Here is a 24,962-nt window from a genome sequence, read left to right on the forward strand (position 1 = left end):
TTGGTATAAAAATCATACAAGCATTAATTACGAAGGAATTAGTAGTCGGTATTAAATGAAGCCGTACTGCTGAGTTTATGCAGTATAACGGTCAGCTTCCCTTTAATGCATGTATTACAGGTTTATTGATGTATTGTCGCAGAGGTAAATAACAGGCAATAAATGAAATAAGAGAAATAAGCGCTAACGTCAATATAAACAAGGGTAATATTTGCAAGTTGAGATACTGTTGAAAAGTTTCGCCAAAGCCTCCCCATACGCTAAGCAATATCATCATACTAAGCCCTACACCAATAAAAATCCCCTTGGAATTATCTTTCAAAATTAGCTGTATAATATCTTGTCCTTTCGCGCCAATCGCCAACCGTGTACCTATTTCAAAGCGGCGAATTCGAGTATTAAAATCAAGCACACCGAACACCCCTAATGCCGCCAGAATAATGACCACTAAAGTAATAATACCCGTGGTAAACAAAGTTATTTTTTTATTCAGCAGTAGCTGTTGATAGTTTTCAGTGAGGCTTTGGTATTCATAAATAGAGTACCTTGCGTCAGCCTCTGTAATTATTGTTACTAATTGCTCTCGAGGTAATATTTGCTCTGCTTTAAGTTTCACCATAAACCCTGTCCCTCGGCCTAGCTTACTTGGACGATAAAGTAGAAAATCATTGTTCATTTCAGGCCGTTCACTATTGGGTAAATGAATATCGGTAACAATACCTTTGACTATCAATAGTTCGTCACGAGATCCTTTTATTTGTTGCCCGATAACTTCACCAAACTCTTTCAACTGCTTTGCTAAGCTCTCATTAATAATAACCACATTGTCATTGTTATTAAGTTCACTGCTAGTGAAGTAATCACCCGAGATCAAAGATTGCTTTATCATCAAAAAATAGTGTTCATCAATCTCTTTCTGCTCAATAGAAAACTCTAGCGCGTCTTTCCCTAAACCGAACTTTCTAATACTGTAAGAAGACAAAGGCGAATTTCCCAGACTAACTGAACTCACCTGCGGCATTTGCAATAACTGCGCTTTTATTTGTTTATATGTCGCTTGTTGCTCTGCAACATTGGGGCGACCCGAGCCATTAAAAGCTAAAACTAAATGTTCTATTTGCTCAATATCAAAACCTGTTTCATGATTAACACTTTCATATGCTTGTTTGAACAAAACCATATTGGCAAAAATGATCAATACGGTCACCAATATCTGGCTCATGATTACGCCTTGCTGAAAAAAGGTCGATACTTTAGCTCCCTGCCCTTTATTGCTATTTTGTAGCGTGGTATTTAACGATATGAACTTGAAATTTTTAAGGGTTAACTTCGTTAGAATTAGCGTAATTAACAACATTGTGATCACTAAAATAAAGAGTGGCGTCAGCGAAATTGACAACTCGTCAACTCGATTAAATAATTCTGCTAGATAGGTTTTCAATATAACAAAACCAATGTTAGCAGTAGCCAATGCAACAATGAATGCCAATATCATCAAGCAGGACGTCTCGACAAAAATCTGCATAGCTCCTTGTTTACGATTCATACCTAATGACGCTTTTATTGCCATTTGATGTTGTTGTTCTGCACTACGTGCGACAAATAAGTGGCTAACATTAGTCACCGTGATCACGAGTAATCCCACAACAGCTAAAAATAGCAAAACAAGATTGGTGTTATTGTTTCCTGACATCACATTGATTAGTGGTTTCATCTCAACTTTTAATGTCATCTCTTTAAAGCGAGCATTACCCACTAACTCTTGTTGCCAGCGCTCCGTTAATTGTGGTGTTAATATCATTTCAGCTTGTTTAGCCGTTAAGGTGTTATCGAGCTTGCCTAATAAAAACATATTCGGCGCGAAATTCCCCCATGCTTTACGTTTAATTTCAGAGACAGGATTGAAATCCCACGGCAACCATACTTGTGTTTTTTCACCTGTTTGATACAAGCTTGGTTCTATAAATGTCTCAGCACTTACGCCTATAATACGAAAACTCACTCCATTAACAGTTAAGTTTTTTTCCAACACATCAACTTGCTGGTCATATAATGTTTGCCAAGTAGCAAAGCTAATAACCGCCACTGGGTTGTTCGTGTTCAATGCTTCGCTTGCTTCAAAAGTTCGTCCTAGTGCTATAGGAGGATTAAGTAAGCTAAAATATTCAGGACTAATAAAAGCGTTATTAATTCTCGGCTGTTCGGCATGAGAGGTAATATTGGTATTTTCGTAAGCGATCATCGCCACTTTATTTAAAGCCGATTGTTTTTTATATAATTCAATAAATGCTGGGTATGGATACATTGATATTTTGGGCGCACGCTCACTCCCTTTTATTTTACTTTCAACGACAAACAATTGTTCCTGTTCAGGGTATGGCAACGGCTTAAGTAACATCACATACGCAAGTGTAACCACACACAACAAAGCGCCTAAGGTAATCCCCATAGTAGAAACAACACTAAAAACAAAGCCCAGCTTTTTCTTGAGGCTTAGAAATGCTTGTTTCAATTGGTAGATAAATAGATTCATTATTCGCTTCCCTTTAAAGAATGGATCACAGGTTTGTTGATGTATTGACGCAAAGGAAAGTAGCAGGAAAATAACGACAGCATGCTGATCATCGCTAAGGTCACTATAAACACCGGCAGTAATTCTAAGGTGATGTAGTGGCTGACTTGTTCACTAAAACCAATGGTTAATAGAGACAACACGCCAACACTCAGCAGTACGCCCAATAATATTGCACTGGCATTGTCTTTAATAATCAATTTAATTAAGTCGCTTCGTTTAGCGCCAATGGCCATGCGTGTTCCAATTTCAAAACGGCGCATTTGGGTGCTGTAACTTAAAATGCCATACAGACCAATCGCTGACAAAACGAAGGTGATAACCGTGAGTGTTGCAGTGGTAATTGCCGCCGTATACTGGCTAAATAATCGTTGAGCCTTTTGCTGCGCTAAGGTTGAGAATTCAAATAAACTGATCGATTTACTGGTCGATTTAATCGCAGAAACTAACTGTTCTCGTGTTAACGTTTGATTGTCTTTTAGTTTAATCAGTAAGTTAGAACGACTTAAATTAGGCATGTAAACACGCGTTGGAATAGATGTTTTTCCCGGTAATTTATGATCATTGACGATACCTATAATGGTATACGCGCTAGGGCCACCAAAAGAAAGCTGCTTACCAAGTGCTGCGCTTAAATTACCTTCATCCTCGGTAACTAATTGCTTAGCGAGTTGTTCATTAATAATCAGAACTGGCGCTCGGTCAGTAAAGTGACTATCAATGAAATTGTCGCCCATTAATAAATTCTGCCTCATCAGTGAAAAATAATGACTATCAACACTTTTACCCAGCGGTAATACCGTTTGGTTAGAAGTTACTTCGGTTAGCGACCATGTACCTTCACCATCGGTTAACGGTGAGCTATTTCTACTCGCTACACTCACTTGCGGTAATTCAGCTATTTTTTGCAATATTTCAGCAGTAATAGCAGAGCTTTCTGCTCTCGTTAATTCACTCGCATCAGATTGAGTCAGTACTACACTGCTTAATTGCTCAACGTTCATTACGGACGGATCGTAAATAGTTTGTAATGAGGTTTTCAATAAATTGATATTGATAAAAATTAGTACAGTAGCCACGGTTACTTGGCTGACCACTAAGAAAGTACGCATCCCTTTTGAAACTTGTAAACCTGTGCCTTTACCGCTGGTTTGAATACTGTTATTTAATCGGCGTAAATCAATCGCTCGGTAACTTAATAAAGTGAATAAAATTGCGAGTATTAAAGAGGTGAGCACTGCGCTGGTTAAGGTGAATAAGCCAAGGCTTAGCTCATTAACGCGTGGCAATACTTGCTGTAAGTTTGTTTGTAATACCTCAAAGCCTGCTTGTGCAATAAGTAGGGCTAATAATAATACGCCAAACATCAGCAGAAATGATTCAGCAAAAAGTACACTAAAAAGGTCTCTACGTTTAGCACCAACCGCTGCTCGTAAAGCTAATTGGTTCTTTTTTTCAACCGTGCGTGACAGCTGTAAATTAGCAATATTTATAAACGCGATGGCCAATAAGCCAATAACGCCCAATAACAATAAATACGCGCTGCGACTACTTTCGCCTAAAATCACCGATTGAAAAGACAATAAAGGCGTTTCGATATGCCAACCTTTGTGAAAACCATTTTGGTCAATATTCTCTTGCCAGGTGTCATTCACTAACCGGGTGATTTTCGCTTGCGCTTGCTCAACAGTCGCACCACTTTCAAGTTTGCCAATGAAAGTTAAGCTGTTCGACCTATTTGACCAGCGAGTTCTAAATCTTTCTCCGCCTGAATTGAAATCAAAAGGAAACCAAACTTTGGTTTCTCGGCCAATGGTTGAAATTTTGGGTTCTATAAATGTTGAAGATAATACGCCAACGATTTGAAAGCTCACGCCACGAAAAGTTACTTTTTCATCAAGAATATCCGTTGAACTCGCAAAGTCTTTCACCCATGTTTGATAACTTAATATCGCGACAGGATTATTTGTATTAAGGCTCTCAGACTCATCGAAGGCTCGCCCTATAGTCATAGCTGCGCCAGCAAGTTCAAACCATTCTGGGGTAATATAAGCTGTAGCTAATACTGGTTGTGTGGCAAGAGAAGTTAATACTTCATCATCATACATAGATAAAGCGACTTGCTCGAAAACTTGCTGGTTCTTCTCTTGTTGATGCCTGTATAAATGTACCAAGCTCGGATAGCTAAAAGCGGTAACATTTAAAGCGCCATCAGCATCAAACTGTTGGCTGTCAACACGGTATAATCGGTCTTGATCAGGATACGGCAAGGGCTTTATTAGCATCACATAAGCTAGCGTTAACACGCACAACAAAGCGCCTAAGGTAACGCCCATGGTGGAAACAACACTAAAAACAAAGCCTGGTTTTTTCTTCAAGCTTAAAAATGCTTGTTTTAGTTGATAGGTAAATAAGTCCATTATTCACTTCCTTGTAAGTTGCTTATCGCAGGAGAATTAATAAATCGTCTTAATGGTAAATAACAAGCCAATAACGAAAGAGTAGAAATTAATACAAGCGTCACGAGAAACAACGGCGCTAATTGCGCTGTGATATAAGATGAAAGCTCTACACTAAAAAAGAAATACACACTCAATAAAATAACTAAGCTGAACAATACGCCAGCAATAATAGGCTTCACGTTGTCTTTTATGATCAGTAATATTAAGTCACCACGTTTAGCGCCTATTGCCATACGTGTTCCAATTTCAAAACGGCGCATTTGTGTGCTGTAACTTAAAATGCCATAGAGGCCAATGCCCGCGAGGAAAAAAGTGATTAACGTTAAAGCTGTCGTTGTCACCGCGGTAGTAATTTGAGTAAACAGGCTTTGAGTAAGCATGTCATCTGCTGATTTGAAGCTAAATACAGAATATCTAGCGTCAACTTCGGCTAATAATTTGCCCAACTGTTGACGACTAATAGACTGGTCAGCCTTTATTTTAAGTATAAATTTGTTGTCGTTTAGATTATCGGGCACATAGGCCCTTGGTATAGGCGCAGCTACATCGTCGCTGCCAAACGGAGTATCGCCAGGAATAGCAATATCTTTAACAATACCTATTATTTTAAATTCAGGCTCATTTATCGATACTAGTCGCATACCTACGACATCACCGTCAGGTGTTAACTGCTTAGCAAACGCTTGGTTAACAATCATCAAATAGTTGTTATCTCGGCTATCTAGCTTGGTAAAATTTTCACCTTGTAATAGCGGTTGTTCAATTAGTTTAAAATATCTATGATCGATTCTTTTTAAATACGGTGAATGCCCTTCATTATTATCAAGTTTGGTTAGCAATTTAATACCAAAGCCATCTAAAGGTGAACTCCCATGCGCAATGGCTTCCACCTGTGGTAAGGTTTTAAGCTTTTCTATGATCTCAGCCATAATGGCTATGACCTCTTCCTCACTAGATAATGGGGTTGAAGAGAAGTTTAACGTTAAAGTTGAGATATTATTAGTGGTAAAACCTATCGGGGTATTAATGGTTTTAACGGCATCTTTAAGTAAGCTAAAGTTGGCAAATACTAATAGCGTCGCTAATGCCACCTGACTGGCGATTAATACTTGGCGTGTCTTTGTTGATACCCGTAAACCACTGCCCTTACCACTACTTTGTAAGCTAGCATTGAGCTCACGATAATTGATAATACGCGTACTTAATTTAGCAAAAAATAATGCAAAAATAATGGTGATCAGCGCCGCACAGCTTAGAGTTATCGGATTAAGCGATAACTCGTTTACTCGCGGTAATACCGCACCCAAATATTGCTGCATAAGATAAAACCCGCCCTTGGCAAGTATCAAGGCGAGTATGATCGACATCAACATCAGTAAACTGGTTTCAGCCAACATCGCTTTAAATAAATGTTTCTTAGTGGCACCAATCGCTGCTTGAATCGCCATTTGACGTTGCTTTTCTGCAGTACGTGCGATAAACAAATTAGAGATATTTGCGCAGGCAATCAATACTAAACCAATCACACCCGCTAACAGCATTACCGCAATAGACTCACTATCCCCGAGCATAACGTCCTTCACTGAGCGGACTCGCATTTCGATTGACCAATCCTTGAAGAACTCCATATCAGCAACACCTTCTTGCCAGCGTTTACTCACTAAAGGGGTTAAAAGTTGTTGTGCTTGGCTTTTGCTAAGTCCTTTTTTCAATTGACCAATAAATTTAAAGTTACCTTTTATGCTCAAAAAACTTTTTCTGCTTACTTGGTCAGTCTGATTATAATCCCATGGCAGCCAAACTTGCGTTTCACGCCCAATTTCAGCCAATTCGGGTTCAACAAAGTTTTTGGCCAATACACCAATAATGCGATAACTAACACCTCTGACATTGATTTTTTGTTCAAGAATATCCGCACTGCCATCATATTTTTGCTGCCAAGTATTATAACTGAGCATAGCTACTGGGTTATTGGTATCTAAGGCTTCGCTCGCCGCAAACATTCGACCTGTTGCCATAGTCGACGCTAACAGTTGATGTAACTCCGGCGTGGCATAAGTGGTATTAACCAGTGGTTGGCTAAGGTGAGAAAGGATCACATCTTGGTCATAATACATGATTGCCGCTTGTTCAAAGGCCACTTTACTTTTGTATAAATGCACCAAGCCAGCATAACTATAAGCAACTGTTTTGGTCTCTTTTTTATCGCCAAGAACCTTATGATCGGCAACAAACAGTCGATCTTGCTCGGGGTAAGGCAATGGCTCAATCAACAATAAATAAGCCAGCGTTAATACACATAACAGCGCACCTAAGGTAACGCCCATGGTTGAAACAACACTTAAGACAAAACCTGGCTTTTTCTTTAAGCTTAAAAACGCTTGTTTTAGTTGATAAATAAACAGGTACATTATTCACTCCCCTTTAAGGCATGAATAACGGGATTTTTAATAAACGGGCGTAACGGCACATAACAGGCAAGTGATGAAAGCAGTGATATTGCTCCCACTGTGAGAATAAATAAGGGGAGAAGCTCTAAGCTAATATAAGCATTTAATGTATCACTGAAACCAAAATACAAAACAAGTAATACAATAAAGCTTACCGCTAAACCAATGCCTAATGCGCCAGCATTATCTTTAAAGACTAAGCTAACAATGTCTTTACCCTTTGCACCAATAGCCATGCGAGTACCAATTTCAAAACGACGCATTTGGCTAGAATAGTTAAGAATACCGTACAAACCTAAACCCGAGAGTAATAACGTTAAAATAGCCAATACTAGTGTCGTAACGGCTGTAGTTACTGAAGAAAATAATCGACGGTCTTTATATTCATTGAGTGATGTGAAGGTGAATAAACTTAATTTTTTATCAACGCTTTTCATCGCACTAATCATTTCATCACGATTAAATATTTGCCCTTGATGCTGTTCTATTAGCAACATATTTCTTGCCAAACTTGCGGGGTAATAAAAACGAGACTCTACTCTCTGTATGCCAGGCATATTAATACTTTTTACAACGCCAATGACTTCAACACCATTTTTAAATTTAAAGCCAATTGCACTGCCTTTTGGTGCTAATTTTTTCGCAAAAACATCATTAACAATCATCACGCTTCTGTCGTCTTTAATATCTGCCGCACTAAAGTTGTCACCTTCAATAACCGCTTGTTTGAGCATGCTAAAGTATTGATCATCAATATCTTTCCCTAGCACGGTATAACGATTGTCTGTTTCCATAGCCGTTAATGCCAAAGTACCAAAGCCTGTAGGTCGCATCGCTTGGCTTACCTTTTTTATTTTCGGATGAGCTAATAACTCAGCTTTAAGGGCGGTGAGTTTTTGTGCTTTTATCTCGCTTTCAACATTGGGTAATGCCAATACGACCGAGGTAATGTTATTTGTTTGATAACCCAAAGGTTGGTTTACTAATTCACTGGCGTCTTTATACAAAACGACATTAATAAAGACTAAGGCGGTTGCTGTCGCTATTTGACTGCTAATTAAGATGTTTCGCACACGCTTTGACACTTGAATACCAATGCCTTTGCCACCTGATTGCAAAGTAGCGTTAAGCGCATGATAGTTAATCATTTTCAAACATAAATGTGAGAAGGTAAGTGTTAACAATATTAAGAGTAAAATAGAGGCGGAAAATGAAAATGCATTCAGTTCAAGTTCATTAATGCGCGGTAGGAAGTCACCAAGGTAATATTGTAAAACGCTAAAGCCAACAAAAATAACAACCTGCGCGAGTAAAATAGCAGCAAACATTAATAGCCCTGTTTCAGCTAAAATATTGCGAAATAATTGTGCTTTAGAAGCACCAACAGCAGCAGAAATCGCAAGTTGTTGTTGACGCTCTACTGTTCGAGAAACGAATAAATTGGCAATGTTAGCGCAAGCGATAAACAGTAAACCTAATGATCCAATCAATAATAAGTAAACACTACGTTCACCATCGCTCACAATAAAAGATTTTAATGTTTGTGTTTCGAGTACGATCGACCAATTTTTAAAAAAATCATGACCCGATACCTTACTTTGCCAATTCTCATTGACGACCTTTGTTAGTATTTGATCAATTTGTGGCTTGGAATATTCCGCATATTGCTTATTCAGCTTACCAACATATATCAAACCGCTATCATCATTTCCCCAACGTTTTCGTTCTCTTTCACTTACCGAATTATAATCCCATGGAAGATATAACTCGGTTTTAAAACCAGCGCCGGCGAGTGGCGCTTCAATGTTGTTTTCTGCGAGTACACCAATAATTCGGTAGTTATTTCCGCTTAACGTCAGGCTTTTTTCAAGCACATTAATGTCACCATTAAACTTATTTTGCCATGTTTCATAAGTTAAAACGGCAACGGGGTTATAACTGTTAACTTTTTCACTTTCTTCAAATCCTTTCCCTAACGCCATTTTGGCAGAGAACAATGAAAACCATTGCGGCGTTATAAATGATATTGCCACCATGGGTTCGCTTGGCAAGGAAGTAATGACCCCACCATCAACATACATTAAAACACTTTGCTCAAATAACGATTGCTGGTTATATAAATGCATTAGATTAGGGTAGGTAAATGCACGGCCATCAATAACATTTTCATTACTGATTAATTGATGTTCAACATTATATAAACGTTCTTGGTCAGGATACGGTAAGGGTTTTATTAACATGACATACGCTAAGGTCAGCACACATAGTAAAGCACCTAATGTTAGGCCCATGGTAGAAACCACACTAAGCACAAAAATAGGTTTTTGCTTTAAGCTTAAATACGCTTGTTTAAGTTGATAGCAGAATAAGTTCATTTGTTAAGTTTTCCGTTGATCATAATGTAATATCTGCCGTCACCCTGAACTTGCCTACACGTATGTAGTTACTTAGGTTTAGTCTGGAACATAAACCTGTGTTTCAGGCAGTCTCTATCGTCATCCTGAACTTGTTTCAGGATCTGGTTTTTAAACTTTTCAACAACTTTAGATACTGAAATAAATTCAGTATGACGGTACAAAGTACTTATTGAGTTAGCCTATTTACCCGACCATTTTTGCTACCGGTGCTTGTAGAATAGCACCATCAAGAAGTTGCACTTTAGTACGCGCCATATCTGCATAGCGCGGATCATGCGTTACCATACAAATAGTTGTACCCGCTTTATTTAATTGATCGAGTACATCCATAACTTGGTCAGCACTTTTTGAATCAAGGTTACCCGTTGGTTCATCCACCAATAGCACTGCAGGGTTAGCAACTAACGCACGAGCAATAGCAACACGTTGTTGTTGTCCGCCCGAAAGCTGATTAGGTTTGTGGCTAATTCGATGTGACAAGCCTACTTTTTCTAAACATTCTATGACACGCTTTTTAATTGTCGCGTTATTAGGCTTATCTGCATGGTAGCGTAATGGAAGCGCCACGTTGTCGAAAACTGAAAGCTCGTCTATTAAATTAAACGATTGAAATATAAATCCAATCTTTGCATTTCTGACTTCTGCAGCTTGATCCAGTGATAAATCAGTAACATTGACACCTTCAATAAAATACTCACCACTGCTACTTACATCAAGTAAGCCCATAATTGATAAAAGTGTTGATTTACCACAACCAGAAGGACCAGATATTGAAACGTAGTCTCCTTTATTAACGGTTAAGTTAATTGATTTCAAAGCATGTGTTTCAAGTTCTTCGGTTTCAAAAATTTTACCGATATTTTTTAATAATAAAATGGCTGTGCTCATGTACCTATCCTTTTGTAATTTTATGACTCAATTATAGAATCGAGATTTTTGCTGTTTTATAGTTACTTAAATCTGAAATAATAAATTGGTCGCCCAAGTTGGCTCCCGCACTTATTTCAATAAATCGTCCAGTTTTTTCTCCAAAACTTATGTCGACTCTTTTAGCTTCGGACATTCCTTCATTAAGCCTGTACAGCGAAGTTTCACTCTGCGCTTGCACATTTGCAGGTCGGTCTATGTAGTAAATATTTTTCAGCACTTTAGCCGTGATCACCGCATCAATACTTTGTTCTGGCCTTGCACTTTTAGGGAGTTCCCCAGGGAATGATATCTCCACCTCGACGGTGTTTTGGTCAACAATAGGGTCAATGCGCTTAACTTTCCCCTTAATGAGTTCTTGTCGGGTATCAACGATAACGTTCTGACCAATTTTAACTAATTGCACTTGGTTTTGTGGCACGCGGATCAACGCAATTAATTCAGTAACACTACCAATTAGGGCGACTTCTTGCCCTGGAGACAAGCTTTGCCCTAAATTTACAGATAAACGTTGTAGCACACCGTCAAAACCGGCCTTTACCACTAATTTATTTTTCCGGTCTTTAGCGATTGTTAGTCTTTGTTCGACTTGCTTAATACGTTCTAGTTGTATATTTATCGCCTCTTTATGCACTTCTTTAAGTTGTTCATTACGTTCTTTAAAAATTTCAATTCGTTCTTTTAACTGATCTTCACGCAATATGCTTTCTTGATAGTCTATTTGTTTGACAATACCGCTTTTTACCAATTTATTTTGTGCGGTTAACGTCAAACGAGCCCCTTTATGCTGTGATACAAGTTCTAAATAATTTGACTTTTCGGTGAGTGTTTCGCGTCTTTGGTTTAATTTTAGTTGGCGTAAGTTAGCTCTTAACTCAGCTACTGAATATTCAGCACTTTGCACTTGTTGCTGCAGTTCTGGGTTCGCTAATTTTACGATTACGCTTTCTTTGGTAACGGTCGCGCCAGGTTTTAATACTATTTCTTCAACCGTTGCTTTGGTGAGTGTGGTAATTAATTGCAACTTATCTGAGGTTAACTTTCCGTATCCTTCCACGGTAACGTCTATATCTCCTTGTTTGACTGTTGCGAGTAACAGATCTTTTCTCGCTAGGCTGACATTATTAAGTGACGCTTTCGCATAACTCACCAATATAATAACAATGACAACGGCGATCGTTGCTATTACTCCTTTGTTATTGAGCAATGTCTTTTTAGGCTTTTGTTTTAAAATATCCACATTATTCTCTTGGTTGTTGCTTAACCGTCTTTCTATATATATATATTTCTACAGCTAATTTCGTGCCAATAATATTTTCCTTATAAATCAATACGAAACATTAAATCGGCAACCCTACTTTCGTACTAGTTCAATAATGAACTAAAAACATTTCGTTATTGGTACAAGATAATTCGGTGATTCCTTTTTACTTCATAATTTGTAGCCATTACAATTAATACTTTATATCTATTAGGGATAGACTCTTGCTGAAACATGTTCTTATTTGGGATTTACCTTTACGACTTTTTCATTGGCTATTTGCCTTTACCGTTATTGCCTCTTGGTACACTTCTGATCAAGACAATAATTTGATTGATATTCATATAAAACTTGGCTATTTCGCTTTAGGTTTACTTGTTTTCAGAGTTTTGTGGGGATTCGTTGGCACTAAACACTCGCAGTTTAGATCTTTTTTTCCAACACCTAAGCGCCTTATTAACTACATTAAGGATCTAAAAAACAATCAAGTTAAAGATAGTAGTGGTCATAATCCATTAGGCAGTTTGATGGTTTTTTTGATGATTTTTCTCATCAGTTTACAGGCAATAAGTGGCTTGTTTATCAATGACGATGTATTTTCTTCAGGACCTTACTACGATAGTGTTAGTAAAGAAGTAGAACAAGTTATGATGTTTTTACATCACAATGTCTTTGATTTTATGATTGCAGCCATTGCTATGCACCTATTGGCAATAGCCTATTATGAGCGAGTAAAAAAACAGTCGATAATACTCCCGATGATCACAGGAAAAAAGCTTGCCGCTAAAGTTGATAAGAAAAATGTAATCAAACACTCTAAGTTATGGATTGCGCTTTTAATTGTAATAGTGGCTGTGGGTTTTGTTTATTGGCTGGTTGTGCTGAATGCACCTGTTATAGAAGAATATTACTACTAATACATTTGTTATTTTAACAATAGGTGATTACAGGGTGTTTTACACCGCTGAAATCACTTATGAATTTATGTTAATTAAACCCGAAACCATCAGACTTCAAAGTACCAAAGTCGTTTAAATGGTGGCGGGTTAAGCACTATTCTGCTTTAAAGTCATCGTGACAACCGCCGCAGGTTTTACCTACGCCACCAATCGCTTTTTTAATAAGACTTTCATCTCCGCTTAAAGCAACTTTTTGTAAATTAGCCGATGCTTTTGTTAAGTCATCAATTCGTTTTGAAAATGCATCAGGTTGTTCCCAAATTTTGTCGAGTGCTTCAGTTTTCACTTTATGTGCCGAAGTGTTCGTGCGGGTATAATCTGCGATCATCAGTGATAATTGATTAATGCGTAAAGCATGCGTTGATACTTTTTCAGCGTCAAATTCAATTTTTCCTTTAGCCATACCGCCTAAAGGACCCATGTTGCTGCCCAATAAACTAAATATTGATTGGCGTAAATCAGTCGCTTTTTCTGCATGCTTTAAAGAGCTTGCTGAGTTAGCGATTGCACCTGTCGCTAATACAGTAAAAATACTCGCGGCTACTACTTTTGTAAATAATTTCATTTTATTATTGTCCTTTTTGTAATTTTTATCACTATAGCAAAACTTCCATATTAAATGACAATATATATTATTTCCAAATCAACATATTGTTACAAACAGTTTCATCGGTTCAGCTTACTCAACTAAACAGAAGTTCATTTTCGAACTTTTATCCAGTTCATAATTGAACCCGCTGCTAACCCATATTAACATTGGGTTTAGGTAGTATCATCATTACGGTAACTCCTTGTTGCGGTTGACCACTGTCGTTATTATTATGCAGTTCCATTACACCATGATGCTGTTCAATGATATTACGACAAAAGCTTAACCCTATTCCTTGGCCTTGTGGTTTAGTTGAATAGAGCGGAACAAATAAGTTGTTCATGTTAGAGAATCCATGGCCATCGTCGGTAATTTCAATAATATAATATTGATCTTCTAAAGCAAGGCTAACCGTTATTTCTGTGGCGCCTGCCTCTTTAGCATTTTTAAATAAGTTAATAAAAATTTGTTCTATAAACTCGCCATCTGCCCAAAATTCATTAACACGCGCGTTAAGGGTAATGTTTATATCGGTGAACAAACCTGAAACAGACCTAATCACATGCTCTACAGACAACCACTGGCAATTTATTTGTAGCTTTTGTGATAACGACGAGTAACGGTTCACAAAAGATTGTAAATGCAAGCAACGCTCGGTAATAACACCAAGCACCATTTTGTCTCTTTCATTGCTTGCTTTATCTGCCAGCGTCTCTGCCATTGAAGATACCGGCGTTAGTGAATTACGGATCTCATGGCCGAGTACGCGAATGATTTGCTGCCAGGCATTTAATTGGCTTTCTCGCAATGCGGGTTCAATATCAATAAAAAGCAGCAGTTGATGGTTTTCACCATCATCAATAAATTCACTGTGACGTATTTGCCAGCGGTTTTGTTTCGCTTGTTCTATGAACTTCCAGTGTCCGTCATTGTAATGTAAACCCAATAAATCGGCAGTGGCGTGACGAAACATTTGCCATGGTTGCTTAAATAGATAATAAAACGCTTCGTTACCAAGCGTAAGCTGCTGTTTTTCATTAAATATTAAAACTGGTGTGTCTAATTGCGAGATCAATTGATAAACCAGAAAAGCCTGCTGATCATAATGAGACTTTTGTGTTTGTAACTTTTCACTCAGTTGTTTCAATTGCTGATGGAATTCACTAACTTTACCCTTTGGGAAAGTTGATTTTCCAAATTGGTTATAATCTTCCTGAGTAATGGCATCTAAATGTAAAGAAGCACGGGTAAAAGATCGCATCACGCGCTGCTTTATTGACAACGTAAAGCCAAAACAAATCGTAAAAAGCACTAATTCAATAATAACGATCCACTGCCACTTTATAGTTAAAAGCCATGAAATATAACCACTTAACAACAAAATAACAGTACATAGTATGGCAAGTTTTTTTTGTATAAAGCTTTCTAGAGAATTAGTTTTTAGCAAGGCCATATTTCTCCACACGTCGATACATCGACGCTTTTGTTAAACCCAGCAATAACGCCGCTTGAGGTACATTTCCTGCGCTTTTATTGAGCGCTAATTTAACCATAGCAACTTCCGCTTCAGCCAATGTCATTAATGGTAATTGATTACTCTGCTCATTATTTTGAAGCGCATTGTTGGCTAATTTTTCGACTGCACCCATGGGACTGATATTTCTAATATGCAAATCTTCTGCCAATAACTGTTCATGTTCAGCTAACAATACTGCTCGTTCAACTAAATGGCTCATTTCCCTGACATTCCCTGGCCAATGGTAATCAAGCATAGCTTGCTGTGCACCATGCGATATAGAGCGAACAGACCGTTGATATTTTTTTGTGAATTTATCAACAAAGAATTGCGCTAACAATAAAATATCTTCCGTTCGTTCTTTTAACGATGGCACTCTAAATTCAATAGTATTAAGACGGTAATATAAATCTTCTCTAAATAACTCAGCACTTAGTAACTGAGTAAAGTCGGCATTAGTAGCTGATATTATTCGAGTATTTGTTTTTTGTGTCAGGCTTGATCCGAGAGTTTCGTATTCTCCATTTTCTAATACACGGAGTAGTTTGGCTTGTTGGGAAAGTGGAATATTGGCGATTTCATCCAAAAATAAGGTGCCATTTTCAGCGAGTTCAAAACGTCCAATACGGTTTTGTTTGGCATCAGTAAAAGCGCCTTTTTTATGGCCAAACATCTCGCTTTCAAACAGTGATTCGCTGATAGCGCCCATATTGACAGCAATAAAAGCTTCATTATTACGCTGTGATTCTTGATGAATAAAACGAGCAAGTTCGCTTTTACCTGTGCCATTGTCACCGGTTAATAAAATACTGACATCAGTATTTGCCACCGCTTTTACTTTTTTCAATAATTGCGTCATAACCGGTGATTGCCAGACATAATCGTCACAATTTTCATTGATAAGTTGTTGTTTTAATTTTTTATTTTGACTTGAAAGATTTAAGAGGTCGAGCTGCTGTGCCACAGTATGTAATAAATGTTTATTACGCCAAGGCTTTTCAATAAAATCGTTAGCACCTAAGTTCATTGCTTTTACGACTAGGTCGGTGTTTGACCAAGCTGTCATTGCTATTGTTGGTGTATATGCAAGTGAAGAGTTTTGTAACCAGGTAAGAAAAGCTAAACCTTCTTCACCAGATGTCGTGTCTAGTTGATAGTTCATATCAAGCAATATCAAGGATATAGCATGATTTTTTAATTTCACTTGTGCAATTTGAGGGTTGTCGGCTTCAATAACGGTGTAGTGATGATCTTCTAACAATACCGCTAAACTTAGACGGATATCAGGACGGTCATCAATAACTAAAATACAGGGCATCTACTGATATTCCTTAGATAAATGTAACGAAAGCAAAATTATCTTAATAATACTTTCGGTGATGAGCTTGCCATCTCGGCGCGCACCCAGTCAATAAAAACCTGAATACGTTTGCGCTTCGCTGAATTAGGATCATAGGCTAAATAGCGTTTCCAAATCACTGGATGCTTAATTTTAAAAGGCACAACTAATTGTTTTGTAGGGATATATTGCGCAAACATTGCACTAGCAGCCAACGTTACGCCATGACCGCTTAGTACAGCATTTAAGGCCATGTCGCTCGAGGTAACTTCTGTTTTCTTAGTCATGTTTTCAAAACCTTTGACGCCTGCATGTTCAAACCATTTATCCCAAGTAACTACCTGTTCATTAGCTAAGCTAACTAAGGTGCAGTCTAGGAGGTCTTTGGGGCTTTGAAGCCACATGTGTTGTAATAATTTTGGGGAGCAAACGGGATAAACAACGTCTTCACCAAAATCTTCCATGACGAGATTGTCAGCGTTGGACACTTGTTTGTTAACACCAAAGCGTATCGCCACATCGATATGTTTTTGTTGTAAATCTTCTTTTTGATTTGAGCCTAATATACGTACATTAATATCCGGATGTACTTGAGAAAATTTATATAAACGAGGCATTAACCATAAAGAACAAAATGCTTGTGTTGACGTAATCGTTAAATCGCCAGCAATATCTTCATGTTGAATACTGTTAAGCCCTTTTATCAAGATATTAAGCGCTTGATGTGCTGATTCATACAAGGTCTCGCCACTTGGCGTTAACAACATTTTACGACCAGTACGAACAAATAACTTTACGGATAGAACATTTTCCAATTGCCGCATTTGTTGGCTAACCGCCGCTTGAGAAACAAACAACTCTTCTGCCGCTTGACTATAACTTTTATGCCGAGCAGCACTTTCAAAGGTACGCATTGCATTTAAATACTTGAGTCGTTGATCCATCTTTACTTATTAGTCATAAGTTTTACTTATATTGAGTGTAAGTTTATATCGTTGGTTTGTCATTTTTTGTTTTGACAAAATAGTGTTACACCCATAAATAAGGATAGATAATGGAAAAGCAAAAAAAGACGTTAACCACTGATAATAAAGAAACTAATAAAAAACTTACTGATGAAAAGAGTAATATATTAAAAAATAAAACAACTAAACTTCAACAACGTTTAGCTATCATTTCAAATAATTTAAACTTATGTTTGTTAATTCATTTTAAATAATGGCTTTCGATAAAAAGTTTCGTAATAAACTTTTACATTTTACGATGAACCGACGCTTTTTACTTTGGTCTATAATCGCAACAATAAAAATTAATAAATGATTCTCTGAGGATAACCATGAAAGCTCTTAAAACACTATTTGGTGGATTCATCGCCTTGACCTTATTCGCTGCGACAGCGGTTGCAGCACAAGAAAGTAAATTTGAAGAAGGTAAGCACTATACCGTTATTTCCGCACAAGGCACTAACAAACCCGAGCTGCGTGAATACTTCTCTTATTACTGTCCTGCGTGTCGCGCTTACGAACCTTACTTAACTGAATTCGAAAAAGTATTGCCTGAAGGGGTAAAGCTAGAAAAAACCCATGTGGATTTTATGCGACAAACAACGCCTGATATTCAATTTATGTTGAGTAAGTCACTTATCATTGCTGAAAAAACAGCGATAGCTAAAAAGTTTTCACCTGCTGTTTTTAAATATTTACAAACGGATCGATCAACAATAGAGACAGAACAAGATATTCGTGAGATTTTTATATTAAGTGGTGGTAATGGCGCTAAGTTTGATAAAGGCATGAAAAGCTTTAGTATTGTTAGCGAAGCTAAACGTAATAAACAAACTCAAGATAAGTTATCAAAGGCTCGCTATTTAACAGGGGTACCTACGATGGTGGTCAACGGTAAATATTTAATAAATTCCAAAGCATTAGATGATAAAAACTTTTTCGCTGATTACACCGCATTAGTAGCACACTTATTTACCTTGTGATCATTACACAATATTCACTGCGATTAGCGTTATCATCGCAGTGAATGTATCTAAAATCAGCTTAACTATCTACGTGTATATTTGTTTTTAGGCCCTGAGCGCTTTTTAGCACCACTACTATCACCTAACGCTTTTTGTCTGTCGCGCTGCTTCTGTCCACCTTTTCTTGCCGGTTTTTCTGTTTTTGTTAAGTCAGGTTCATAACCAGGATACCATTGCTGTAATAAGCGAGTATCAAGTACTTTTTCAACCGCTTCTAATAACCATTCTTCGCTAGGGCTCATCAATGAAACAGCTAATCCTTCATTACCTGCTCGACCCGTTCTTCCTATTCTATGAATATAATCTTCCGCGATATAAGGGAGTTCGTAGTTAATGACATAATTTAAGTCTGCAATATCTAAACCACGCGAAGCAACATCGGTAGCAACTAAGGCACGCGTTTTGCCCTCTTTAAATTCTGCTAATGCTTTGTCGCGTGCACCTTGAGATTTATCACCATGAATCGACTGCGTTTTAATGCCGTCTTTACACATTTCTTTTGCTAAATCATCCGCTGTTTGTTTAGTGCGGGTAAAAATAAGCACTTGCTTCCAGTTTTTTGAGCCAATCAAAAATGAGGTTAACTCACGTTTTCGGTCACTATCTACTGTGTAAAGCACTTGCTCTACTTTCGTTGCTGCAGCATTACGCTCGCTAACTTCAATTAATTCAGGGTCGGTTAATAAGTTTTTACTGAGTTTAAAAATTGCATCGTCGAAGGTCGCTGAAAATAAAAGCGTTTGGCGTTTTAATGGAACACGATTTAAGATGCGGTCAATTTCATCCTTAAAGCCCATATCTAGCATGCGGTCAGCTTCATCGAAAACTAAAAATTCCAACTCAGTTAATGCCAGTGATCCATTAATGATGTGGTCAAGCAATCGCCCAGGTGTTGCGACTAAGACATCTGCGCCTTTATTCAACGCGGTAATTTGTGGATTAATACTAACCCCACCATAAACGACGGCAATATTGAGCTCAGTATTCTCTGCGTAACTGACAAAGCTTTTATAGACTTGTTGTGCAAGCTCCCTTGTTGGCGTTAACACTAAAGCACGCACTGGACGTTGTTCAGGGAGTTCAGTCATTAACTTTTGTAAAATAGGTAAAGCAAACGCGGCTGTTTTACCTGTCCCCGTTTGTGCTCCAGCCATAATATCTTTTCCTGCTAATATAACAGGAATAGCCTTTTGCTGAATGGGGGTGGCTTCGGTATAACCGAGAGCGTTAACAGCATCGGTTAAGCTTTTGTCTAATGCTAAAGAAGTAAAACTCATGTAATTAACGCTCACCTTTTGCTGATTGATTTTTCTGTTTGTTTTTTAGTTCTTGTTCAAGTTCTTCAGGATAGAACACTAATCCTTGTTCATTTTGGCTTGGAAAAACGATTAAAGCTAACTCATCTTCTACTAGCCCATGTGACCAACGACTAAACCATTTACTTAATGAAATAGCTTCTGCCTGACATTCTTGCCATTCATCTGTGGCCCAAGCTTGCGCAAATTCTTTATTTGGCCAGACAGGTACGCAATCTTCATCTTCAGTATTAAGCATCACACAGCCGTGCTCGTCTTTTAATATCCAAATTTCATTATTTGCGACAACTTCTTTCAGAAAGTAATTTGCTCGTTGAGCATCATCGTAATTTAAAACGAGTTTGATTTGTTGTTCGTCTAGAGCTTGCACTATAAAATATTCCTATCAGATTTTGTATTAGGTAGCATGACTATTCCACAAAAATTTGCATTTCTTCGCCAATGAGTTTGCGCATTTCCATCAACTTTATCGCTGACTCATGTTGTTTAATATCTTCTGGTGACTCTGGGATCCACGTTGGTATTTTTTCAGACTTACCGTTCTCGTCCACTGCTACCATTATAACAATGCAATGAGTGGTTAAGGTACGATTAAGGAACTTTGGATCACAGGCATTAACTTCTAATGCAATATGCATTGATGAATTACCGGTGTAGATCACCTTCGCCTCAACTTCAACTAAGCTACCAACATGAATCGGAGCAATAAAACGTATACCACCCGCATAAGCAGTTACACAATAGCGACCACTCCAACCAGCTGAGCAAGCATAAGCAGCTAAATCGATCCATTTCATTACCGCCCCACCGTGAACTTTACCACCAAAATTTACATCTTGTGGTTCGGCTAAAAATCTAAGGGTGATGTCTCTTTGTGGTTTGTTCATGCTTTAACTCTCTTAAAAGATATTAATGGGTTACCCTTATGTATGGATACCCTTCAATTTAAAATTTTACCATTGTATATATTCTACTAGGTATACCAACAATCATCATATTAAAATAGAAATATATCCGCCTAACAATCGCAATCAATAAATCTAAGAGGAATATAATGAAAATTTGGGTCGATGCCGACGCTTGTCCTGCGGTAATTAAAGATATCTTATTTCGTGCGGCTGACCGTGCAAAAATTGAAACTATTTTAGTCGCCAATCATTTTCTAAAAATGCCACCGTCCAAGTTTATTTCCTTTGTACAAGTAAGTTCAGGTTTTGACGTGGCTGATAATGAAATTGTTAAACGCTGTAGTGCACATGACTTAGTGATCACTGCAGATATACCGTTAGCGGCAGAAGTCGTAGAAAAAGGTTGTTTAGCTCTAAACCCTAGAGGTGAGCTTTATACCGAAAGCAATATTAGGCAAAGGCTCAACATGCGCGACTTTATGGATACTTTACGCTCTAGCGGCATTCAAACAGGTGGTGTTCCACCTATTAGTCAAGGTGACAGACAAGCCTTTGCCAATAACCTTGATAAATTATTAGCTAAAAGAAACTAAGGCTCAATAAGAGCCTTAGTTTTTTAATTAGCGTGAAGCTGAATAAGGGTCACCACTATTTTTAGGGGCGGTACTTGCTGGATTTTTACGACGGCCACCTGCATTTGAATCTTTATTCGCGTTACTGTCATTTCTATGACGAGGGTTTTTACTTTGTGGCTTATGGCCTCGAGCATTATCTGCAGAACGCTGTCCGTCATGATGTTCGAATTTAGCCTTTTTAGGTTTATTTGCTTTCAAAGGTCTTAGCGGGCGTGACTCCAATAAAACATTAAAAGGTTCAAACCCTTCGATAACTTCACGAGGAATATGAGTTTGTATAAGGTGTTCTACATCATTCAATAAATCAATTTCATCTGAGCACACTAAAGAAACAGCTTTACCGCTGGCACCTGCTCGACCTGTTCTACCGATTCGGTGAACATAGTCTTCTGCTACATTAGGTAATTCAAAGTTAACAACCTGTGGTAATTGGTCAATATCAATACCACGTGCCGCAATATCTGTGGCAACTAGAACATTCACTGTGCCATCTTTAAAATTGGCTAAGGCTTTTGTTCTAGCCCCTTGGCTTTTATTGCCATGAATTGCTGCAGCTTTTATACCTTCAGCTTCTAGTTGCTTCGTTAATTTATTCGCTCCATGTTTAGTTTTCATAAACACTAAAACTTGTTGCCAACCATTATCTTTTATTAATGCGGTTAATAGTCCAGCTTTTTGTTTTTTATCAACCGGATATATTACCTGTGCAACTTTCTCTGCCGTGGTGTTTCTTGGGCTAACTGAGATCTCTACAGGGTTATTTACTAATCCACGTGCTAAATCACGGATATCTTCTGAAAAGGTTGCTGAAAATAAAAGGTTCTGGCGTTGTTTTGGTAATACCGATAAAACTTTTTTAATATCACGTAAAAAGCCCATATCTAGCATTCTATCCGCTTCATCGAGTACGAGTATTTCAAGTTGTTTAAAACTAACCGCTTTCTGATTATAAAGATCAAGAAGACGACCTGGCGTTGCTACCAATATATCGACACCTTGGCGTAAACGCATCATTTGCGGATTAATTTTAACACCACCAAAAACAACAGTAGCCGTTAAAGGTAAATACTTACCGTACATTTCCACATTTTCGTATATTTGCGCAGCGAGCTCTCGTGTAGGCGTTAAAATAAGGGTACGAACTTGATTAGCTTGTGGTTTATTGCCACCGGATAAGCGTTCCAAAATTGGTAGAGTGAATCCTGCTGTTTTTCCTGTTCCCGTTTGTGCAGCAGCCATAACATCTTGCCCACTTAATACGGCAGGAATAGCTTGTGCTTGAATTGGAGATGGTTCGGTATAACCCTTCTCAGCAATCGCTTTTTGAATCGGGGCAGATAAGCCCAACGAGGTAAAACCCATAGATAAATCTCTTTATAAAAAGTGGAAGTTAGCCAATGTACAGCGGCGTTGCAGAATACAGTATAGCTATGTTAAGTGCAATTACGAGTAGTCGTATTGACCGTTGAATTTTACCAAAACACGAATATTTAATGTTACTTGCTCACAAAACTAGACAAGCCCTCTATTTTCCGTTAAAAGTCATTGTGGTAACGAGACTTTGAAAGGGAATTTATGAGTGATATTGATTACGGCAACAAACATTTTCTCGTTGTCGACAATATTAAACAATCGCGCGATACATTGAAGATATTCGCATATAGTCTAGGCGCAATGAAAGTTGATACCAGTCATCATGCGCCTGATATTATGTCTCTGTGTGATGAGATAAAGTTCGATGTGATTTTATTAGGCTATGATCTGGGCGAAGATAAAAAAAATGGTCAGCAAATTCTTGAAGAATTACGTGCTAAGCAAATAATATCACGCCATTGTACGATAGTAATGATCACCGCAGAGGTATCTCAAGCGATGGTGCTAGCAGCACTCGAACATAAACCTGATGAATATTTAGCAAAACCTTATACCCTCAATGACCTAAGTACCCGATTGTCAAGGTGTTTTCAAAAAAAAGGCGCAATGCTCAACATTTATAAAGCGATGGATGCAGATAATTTTCAAAAGGTCTTATTGCTTTGTGAACGATTGATTACACAAAATTCTACATATAAAACAGAATGTTTAGGAATAAAGTCACGACAACATTTTGAATTAGCACAATTTGATCAAGCAAGAGAAATTTATGATGCTTACCTCGGTGCTCCTAATTGTCAATGGGCAGCAATTGGCTTAGGTAAAATAGCCTTAGTTGAAAACAACTTCGACTTAGCGATACATTATTTCAGTGCTGTTGTTGATAGTAATCCGCTTTATCTATCAGCTTATGACTGGTTGGCTAAAGCTTATAAATTAACACAGCAACCTAATTTAGCTGAAGATGTTCTAGAAAAAGCCTTATTGATATCACCACGTTCTGTATTACGATTGAAAAATTATGCTGATTTATGTGTTAGTAACGAGAACTTTGATAAAGCAACATATGCCCTCTCTAAAACCAATGAGTTAGCCTACCACTCTGTCCATAAAAAACCTGAAAATGCATTACTTTTTGTCGAAGCCTTGCTTGAATACGCAGAAAACCTGAGTACATTTCAAGTACGTAAATTAAATAATAAAGGCTTTAAAGCGCTTACAGATATGGTGAAAGATTTTAGCTCTGCTGAGTTAAAAATCCATAGCCAATTATTAACGGCAAGATTACATCATAAGGCAAATGAAACTCAACTTTCTAAAGAAAACCTTAAGGGTGCGGAACGTCTATTAAGTAGATTTAAATACCAATTATCGACGTCAGGGACTATTGCCATTGCGAAATCACTAATCGCATTGCAAAGATCAGCTTATGCACAGAACTTACTTAATGAACTAGCTCAGGCTAACCCAGACAATACCGAGCTACTTTCACAAATAGCCTCCCTGTTTGGTAAACCTTTGCGTGATAGTGACAAAATTGCCGCTCAAAATGCTTTAGAAGTTGGTAACAACCTATACAGAGCTAATCATTATAGTTTGGCAATTGATAAGCTTAATAAAGCCTTAGTTCATTTTCCTAATCACATAGGGATCAAGCTAAACCTTTTACAAGTATTACTGGTTTCATTTGATACAAATAATGAACGTAATAGTGACTTAGCACTCGCAGAAGAGTTAATTAAAGAGTTTAGTAAGTTAGGATCAGACAGTGAGTCGTATAAACGATTTATGAAACTAAATGATAAATATATAGGTATAAAGAAAGATTTAGCAAAGGATAAATAATATTGATGAAGTGATATTAATATATGAATAAATATTTATGAATTTTTTTGAGTGTTATTAATAAGGAAAGAAGTGGTGGAGGGAGGTGGATTCGAACCACCGAAGGCTGAGCCATCAGATTTACAATCTGGTCCCTTTGGCCACTCGGGAACCCCTCCACGGGGCCGACATATCAACATAGAGTTGGTATGTCTTAAACATCCGCTTAACAATGCCACTATAAGTGATCACTATTAAACTTAATAGGCGCCTAGCAATGTCCTACTCTCACATGGGAACTCCCACACTACCATCGGCGCTACTGCGTTTCACTTCTGAGTTCGGAATGGGATCAGGTGGTGCCACAGTGCTATTGTCGCTAGA

Annotated in this window: 19 protein-coding genes, 1 tRNA gene and 1 rRNA gene; 5 read left to right on the forward strand and 16 right to left on the reverse strand. The window is 37.8% G+C overall.

Features of this window, described 5'->3' with window-relative positions:
• Positions 1 to 91: 91 nt before the first annotated feature.
• The 6 genes from H4J39_RS08720 to H4J39_RS08745 form a co-directional block, all read right to left on the reverse strand.
• Entirely contained in the window at positions 92 to 2,533 is a 2,442-nt protein-coding gene (locus H4J39_RS08720; protein WP_182227459.1) for an ABC transporter permease, read from the reverse strand.
• Complete coding sequence (locus H4J39_RS08725) at positions 2,533 to 4,992, reverse strand: ABC transporter permease (RefSeq protein WP_182227461.1); 2,460 nt, start codon at positions 4,990 to 4,992, stop codon at positions 2,533 to 2,535. Before H4J39_RS08725 ends, H4J39_RS08720 begins: the two co-directional genes overlap by 1 nt.
• The gene (locus H4J39_RS08730) at positions 4,992 to 7,445 is read right to left on the reverse strand and encodes an ABC transporter permease (protein ID WP_182227463.1); all 2,454 of its coding nucleotides are present in this window, start codon (positions 7,443 to 7,445) and stop codon (positions 4,992 to 4,994) included. The genes H4J39_RS08725 and H4J39_RS08730 overlap by 1 nt, the downstream gene beginning before the upstream one ends.
• Positions 7,445 to 9,859 carry an ABC transporter permease gene (locus tag H4J39_RS08735; protein ID WP_182227465.1) on the reverse strand — a complete coding sequence of 805 codons (2,415 nt, stop codon included), beginning with the start codon at positions 9,857 to 9,859 and terminating at the stop codon, positions 7,445 to 7,447. The genes H4J39_RS08730 and H4J39_RS08735 overlap by 1 nt, the downstream gene beginning before the upstream one ends.
• A gap of 225 nt (positions 9,860 to 10,084) precedes the next feature.
• The gene (locus H4J39_RS08740) at positions 10,085 to 10,789 is read right to left on the reverse strand and encodes an ABC transporter ATP-binding protein (protein ID WP_182223448.1); all 705 of its coding nucleotides are present in this window, start codon (positions 10,787 to 10,789) and stop codon (positions 10,085 to 10,087) included.
• Between the two features lie 31 nt (positions 10,790 to 10,820).
• Positions 10,821 to 12,068, reverse strand: a complete 1,248-nt coding sequence (locus tag H4J39_RS08745) for an HlyD family efflux transporter periplasmic adaptor subunit (protein ID WP_182227467.1) — start codon at positions 12,066 to 12,068, stop codon at positions 10,821 to 10,823.
• A gap of 245 nt (positions 12,069 to 12,313) precedes the next feature.
• Here H4J39_RS08745 and H4J39_RS08750 point away from each other — a divergent pair, with 245 nt between their 5' ends.
• A complete protein-coding gene (locus H4J39_RS08750) occupies positions 12,314 to 13,006 on the forward strand; it encodes a cytochrome b/b6 domain-containing protein (RefSeq protein ID WP_220462165.1) in 693 nt (230 codons plus the stop codon).
• Between the two features lie 136 nt (positions 13,007 to 13,142).
• On the opposite strand, the gene H4J39_RS08755 is transcribed toward H4J39_RS08750, so the two are convergent.
• The 4 genes from H4J39_RS08755 to H4J39_RS08770 form a co-directional block, all read right to left on the reverse strand.
• The gene (locus tag H4J39_RS08755) at positions 13,143 to 13,613 is read right to left on the reverse strand and encodes a cytochrome c (RefSeq protein WP_182227469.1); all 471 of its coding nucleotides are present in this window, start codon (positions 13,611 to 13,613) and stop codon (positions 13,143 to 13,145) included.
• A 175-nt stretch (positions 13,614 to 13,788) separates the two neighbouring features.
• Positions 13,789 to 15,090 (reverse strand): PAS domain-containing sensor histidine kinase, encoded by a 1,302-nt coding sequence (locus H4J39_RS08760; RefSeq protein WP_182227471.1) that lies wholly within the window; start codon positions 15,088 to 15,090, stop codon positions 13,789 to 13,791.
• Positions 15,071 to 16,471, reverse strand: a complete 1,401-nt coding sequence (locus H4J39_RS08765) for a sigma-54 dependent transcriptional regulator (RefSeq protein WP_182227473.1) — start codon at positions 16,469 to 16,471, stop codon at positions 15,071 to 15,073. Before H4J39_RS08765 ends, H4J39_RS08760 begins: the two co-directional genes overlap by 20 nt.
• A gap of 38 nt (positions 16,472 to 16,509) precedes the next feature.
• A complete protein-coding gene (locus H4J39_RS08770) occupies positions 16,510 to 17,436 on the reverse strand; it encodes a LysR substrate-binding domain-containing protein (RefSeq protein WP_182227475.1) in 927 nt (308 codons plus the stop codon).
• Between the two features lie 110 nt (positions 17,437 to 17,546).
• Between H4J39_RS08770 and H4J39_RS08775 the strand changes: the two genes are divergently transcribed.
• Together H4J39_RS08775 and H4J39_RS08780 are read left to right on the forward strand one after the other, a co-directional pair.
• Positions 17,547 to 17,711 carry a hypothetical protein gene (locus H4J39_RS08775; protein ID WP_182180318.1) on the forward strand — a complete coding sequence of 55 codons (165 nt, stop codon included), beginning with the start codon at positions 17,547 to 17,549 and terminating at the stop codon, positions 17,709 to 17,711.
• A 117-nt stretch (positions 17,712 to 17,828) separates the two neighbouring features.
• Entirely contained in the window at positions 17,829 to 18,479 is a 651-nt protein-coding gene (locus H4J39_RS08780; protein WP_182227477.1) for a thiol:disulfide interchange protein DsbA/DsbL, read from the forward strand.
• A 65-nt stretch (positions 18,480 to 18,544) separates the two neighbouring features.
• Here the strand turns inward: H4J39_RS08780 and H4J39_RS08785 are convergent, their stop codons facing one another.
• From H4J39_RS08785 to H4J39_RS08795, 3 genes are read right to left on the reverse strand one after another with little or no spacing between them, the layout of a single operon-like run.
• Positions 18,545 to 19,798: a DEAD/DEAH box helicase gene (locus H4J39_RS08785; protein WP_182227479.1), complete on the reverse strand. Its 1,254-nt coding sequence runs from the start codon at positions 19,796 to 19,798 to the stop codon at positions 18,545 to 18,547.
• A gap of 4 nt (positions 19,799 to 19,802) precedes the next feature.
• Positions 19,803 to 20,210, reverse strand: a complete 408-nt coding sequence (locus tag H4J39_RS08790; protein ID WP_182180490.1) for a DUF2750 domain-containing protein — start codon at positions 20,208 to 20,210, stop codon at positions 19,803 to 19,805.
• A 37-nt stretch (positions 20,211 to 20,247) separates the two neighbouring features.
• Complete coding sequence (locus H4J39_RS08795) at positions 20,248 to 20,724, reverse strand: acyl-CoA thioesterase (protein ID WP_182180304.1); 477 nt, start codon at positions 20,722 to 20,724, stop codon at positions 20,248 to 20,250.
• A 167-nt stretch (positions 20,725 to 20,891) separates the two neighbouring features.
• On the opposite strand from H4J39_RS08795, the gene H4J39_RS08800 reads away from it, so the two are divergent.
• A complete protein-coding gene (locus tag H4J39_RS08800) occupies positions 20,892 to 21,338 on the forward strand; it encodes a YaiI/YqxD family protein (RefSeq protein WP_182227481.1) in 447 nt (148 codons plus the stop codon).
• A 27-nt stretch (positions 21,339 to 21,365) separates the two neighbouring features.
• On the opposite strand, the gene H4J39_RS08805 is transcribed toward H4J39_RS08800, so the two are convergent.
• Entirely contained in the window at positions 21,366 to 22,742 is a 1,377-nt protein-coding gene (locus tag H4J39_RS08805; protein ID WP_182227483.1) for a DEAD/DEAH box helicase, read from the reverse strand.
• 213 nt (positions 22,743 to 22,955) lie between these two features.
• On the opposite strand from H4J39_RS08805, the gene H4J39_RS08810 reads away from it, so the two are divergent.
• Positions 22,956 to 24,599, forward strand: coding sequence for a tetratricopeptide repeat-containing response regulator (locus tag H4J39_RS08810; RefSeq protein ID WP_182227485.1), 1,644 nt, complete (start codon positions 22,956 to 22,958; stop codon positions 24,597 to 24,599).
• A gap of 73 nt (positions 24,600 to 24,672) precedes the next feature.
• Here H4J39_RS08810 and H4J39_RS08815 read toward each other — a convergent pair.
• Together H4J39_RS08815 and rrf are read right to left on the reverse strand one after the other, a co-directional pair.
• Positions 24,673 to 24,757, reverse strand: a tRNA-Tyr gene (locus tag H4J39_RS08815).
• A 90-nt stretch (positions 24,758 to 24,847) separates the two neighbouring features.
• Positions 24,848 to 24,962, reverse strand: a 5S ribosomal RNA gene (rrf, locus tag H4J39_RS08820).

The organism is Colwellia sp. Bg11-12, assembly GCF_014076955.1.
Lineage (GTDB): Bacteria > Pseudomonadota > Gammaproteobacteria > Enterobacterales > Alteromonadaceae > Colwellia_A.

What these genes read in the sequence shown, in the direction of transcription:
- H4J39_RS08810 (WP_182227485.1), top strand. Translation starts at nt 22,956, where the DNA reads ATGAGTGATATTGATTACGGCAACAAACATTTTCTCGTTGTCGACAAT.
- H4J39_RS08780 (WP_182227477.1), top strand. Translation starts at nt 17,829, where the DNA reads ATGAAAGCTCTTAAAACACTATTTGGTGGATTCATCGCCTTGACCTTA.
- H4J39_RS08725 (WP_182227461.1), bottom strand. Translation starts at nt 4,992, where the DNA reads ATGGACTTATTTACCTATCAACTAAAACAAGCATTTTTAAGCTTGAAG.
- H4J39_RS08765 (WP_182227473.1), bottom strand. Translation starts at nt 16,471, where the DNA reads ATGCCCTGTATTTTAGTTATTGATGACCGTCCTGATATCCGTCTAAGT.
- H4J39_RS08775 (WP_182180318.1), top strand. Translation starts at nt 17,547, where the DNA reads ATGGAAAAGCAAAAAAAGACGTTAACCACTGATAATAAAGAAACTAAT.
- H4J39_RS08760 (WP_182227471.1), bottom strand. Translation starts at nt 15,090, where the DNA reads ATGGCCTTGCTAAAAACTAATTCTCTAGAAAGCTTTATACAAAAAAAA.
- H4J39_RS08740 (WP_182223448.1), bottom strand. Translation starts at nt 10,789, where the DNA reads ATGAGCACAGCCATTTTATTATTAAAAAATATCGGTAAAATTTTTGAA.
- H4J39_RS08800 (WP_182227481.1), top strand. Translation starts at nt 20,892, where the DNA reads ATGAAAATTTGGGTCGATGCCGACGCTTGTCCTGCGGTAATTAAAGAT.
- H4J39_RS08785 (WP_182227479.1), bottom strand. Translation starts at nt 19,798, where the DNA reads ATGAGTTTTACTTCTTTAGCATTAGACAAAAGCTTAACCGATGCTGTT.
- H4J39_RS08720 (WP_182227459.1), bottom strand. Translation starts at nt 2,533, where the DNA reads ATGAATCTATTTATCTACCAATTGAAACAAGCATTTCTAAGCCTCAAG.
- H4J39_RS08795 (WP_182180304.1), bottom strand. Translation starts at nt 20,724, where the DNA reads ATGAACAAACCACAAAGAGACATCACCCTTAGATTTTTAGCCGAACCA.
- H4J39_RS08805 (WP_182227483.1), bottom strand. Translation starts at nt 22,742, where the DNA reads ATGGGTTTTACCTCGTTGGGCTTATCTGCCCCGATTCAAAAAGCGATT.
- H4J39_RS08770 (WP_182227475.1), bottom strand. Translation starts at nt 17,436, where the DNA reads ATGGATCAACGACTCAAGTATTTAAATGCAATGCGTACCTTTGAAAGT.
- H4J39_RS08735 (WP_182227465.1), bottom strand. Translation starts at nt 9,859, where the DNA reads ATGAACTTATTCTGCTATCAACTTAAACAAGCGTATTTAAGCTTAAAG.
- H4J39_RS08755 (WP_182227469.1), bottom strand. Translation starts at nt 13,613, where the DNA reads ATGAAATTATTTACAAAAGTAGTAGCCGCGAGTATTTTTACTGTATTA.
- H4J39_RS08730 (WP_182227463.1), bottom strand. Translation starts at nt 7,445, where the DNA reads ATGTACCTGTTTATTTATCAACTAAAACAAGCGTTTTTAAGCTTAAAG.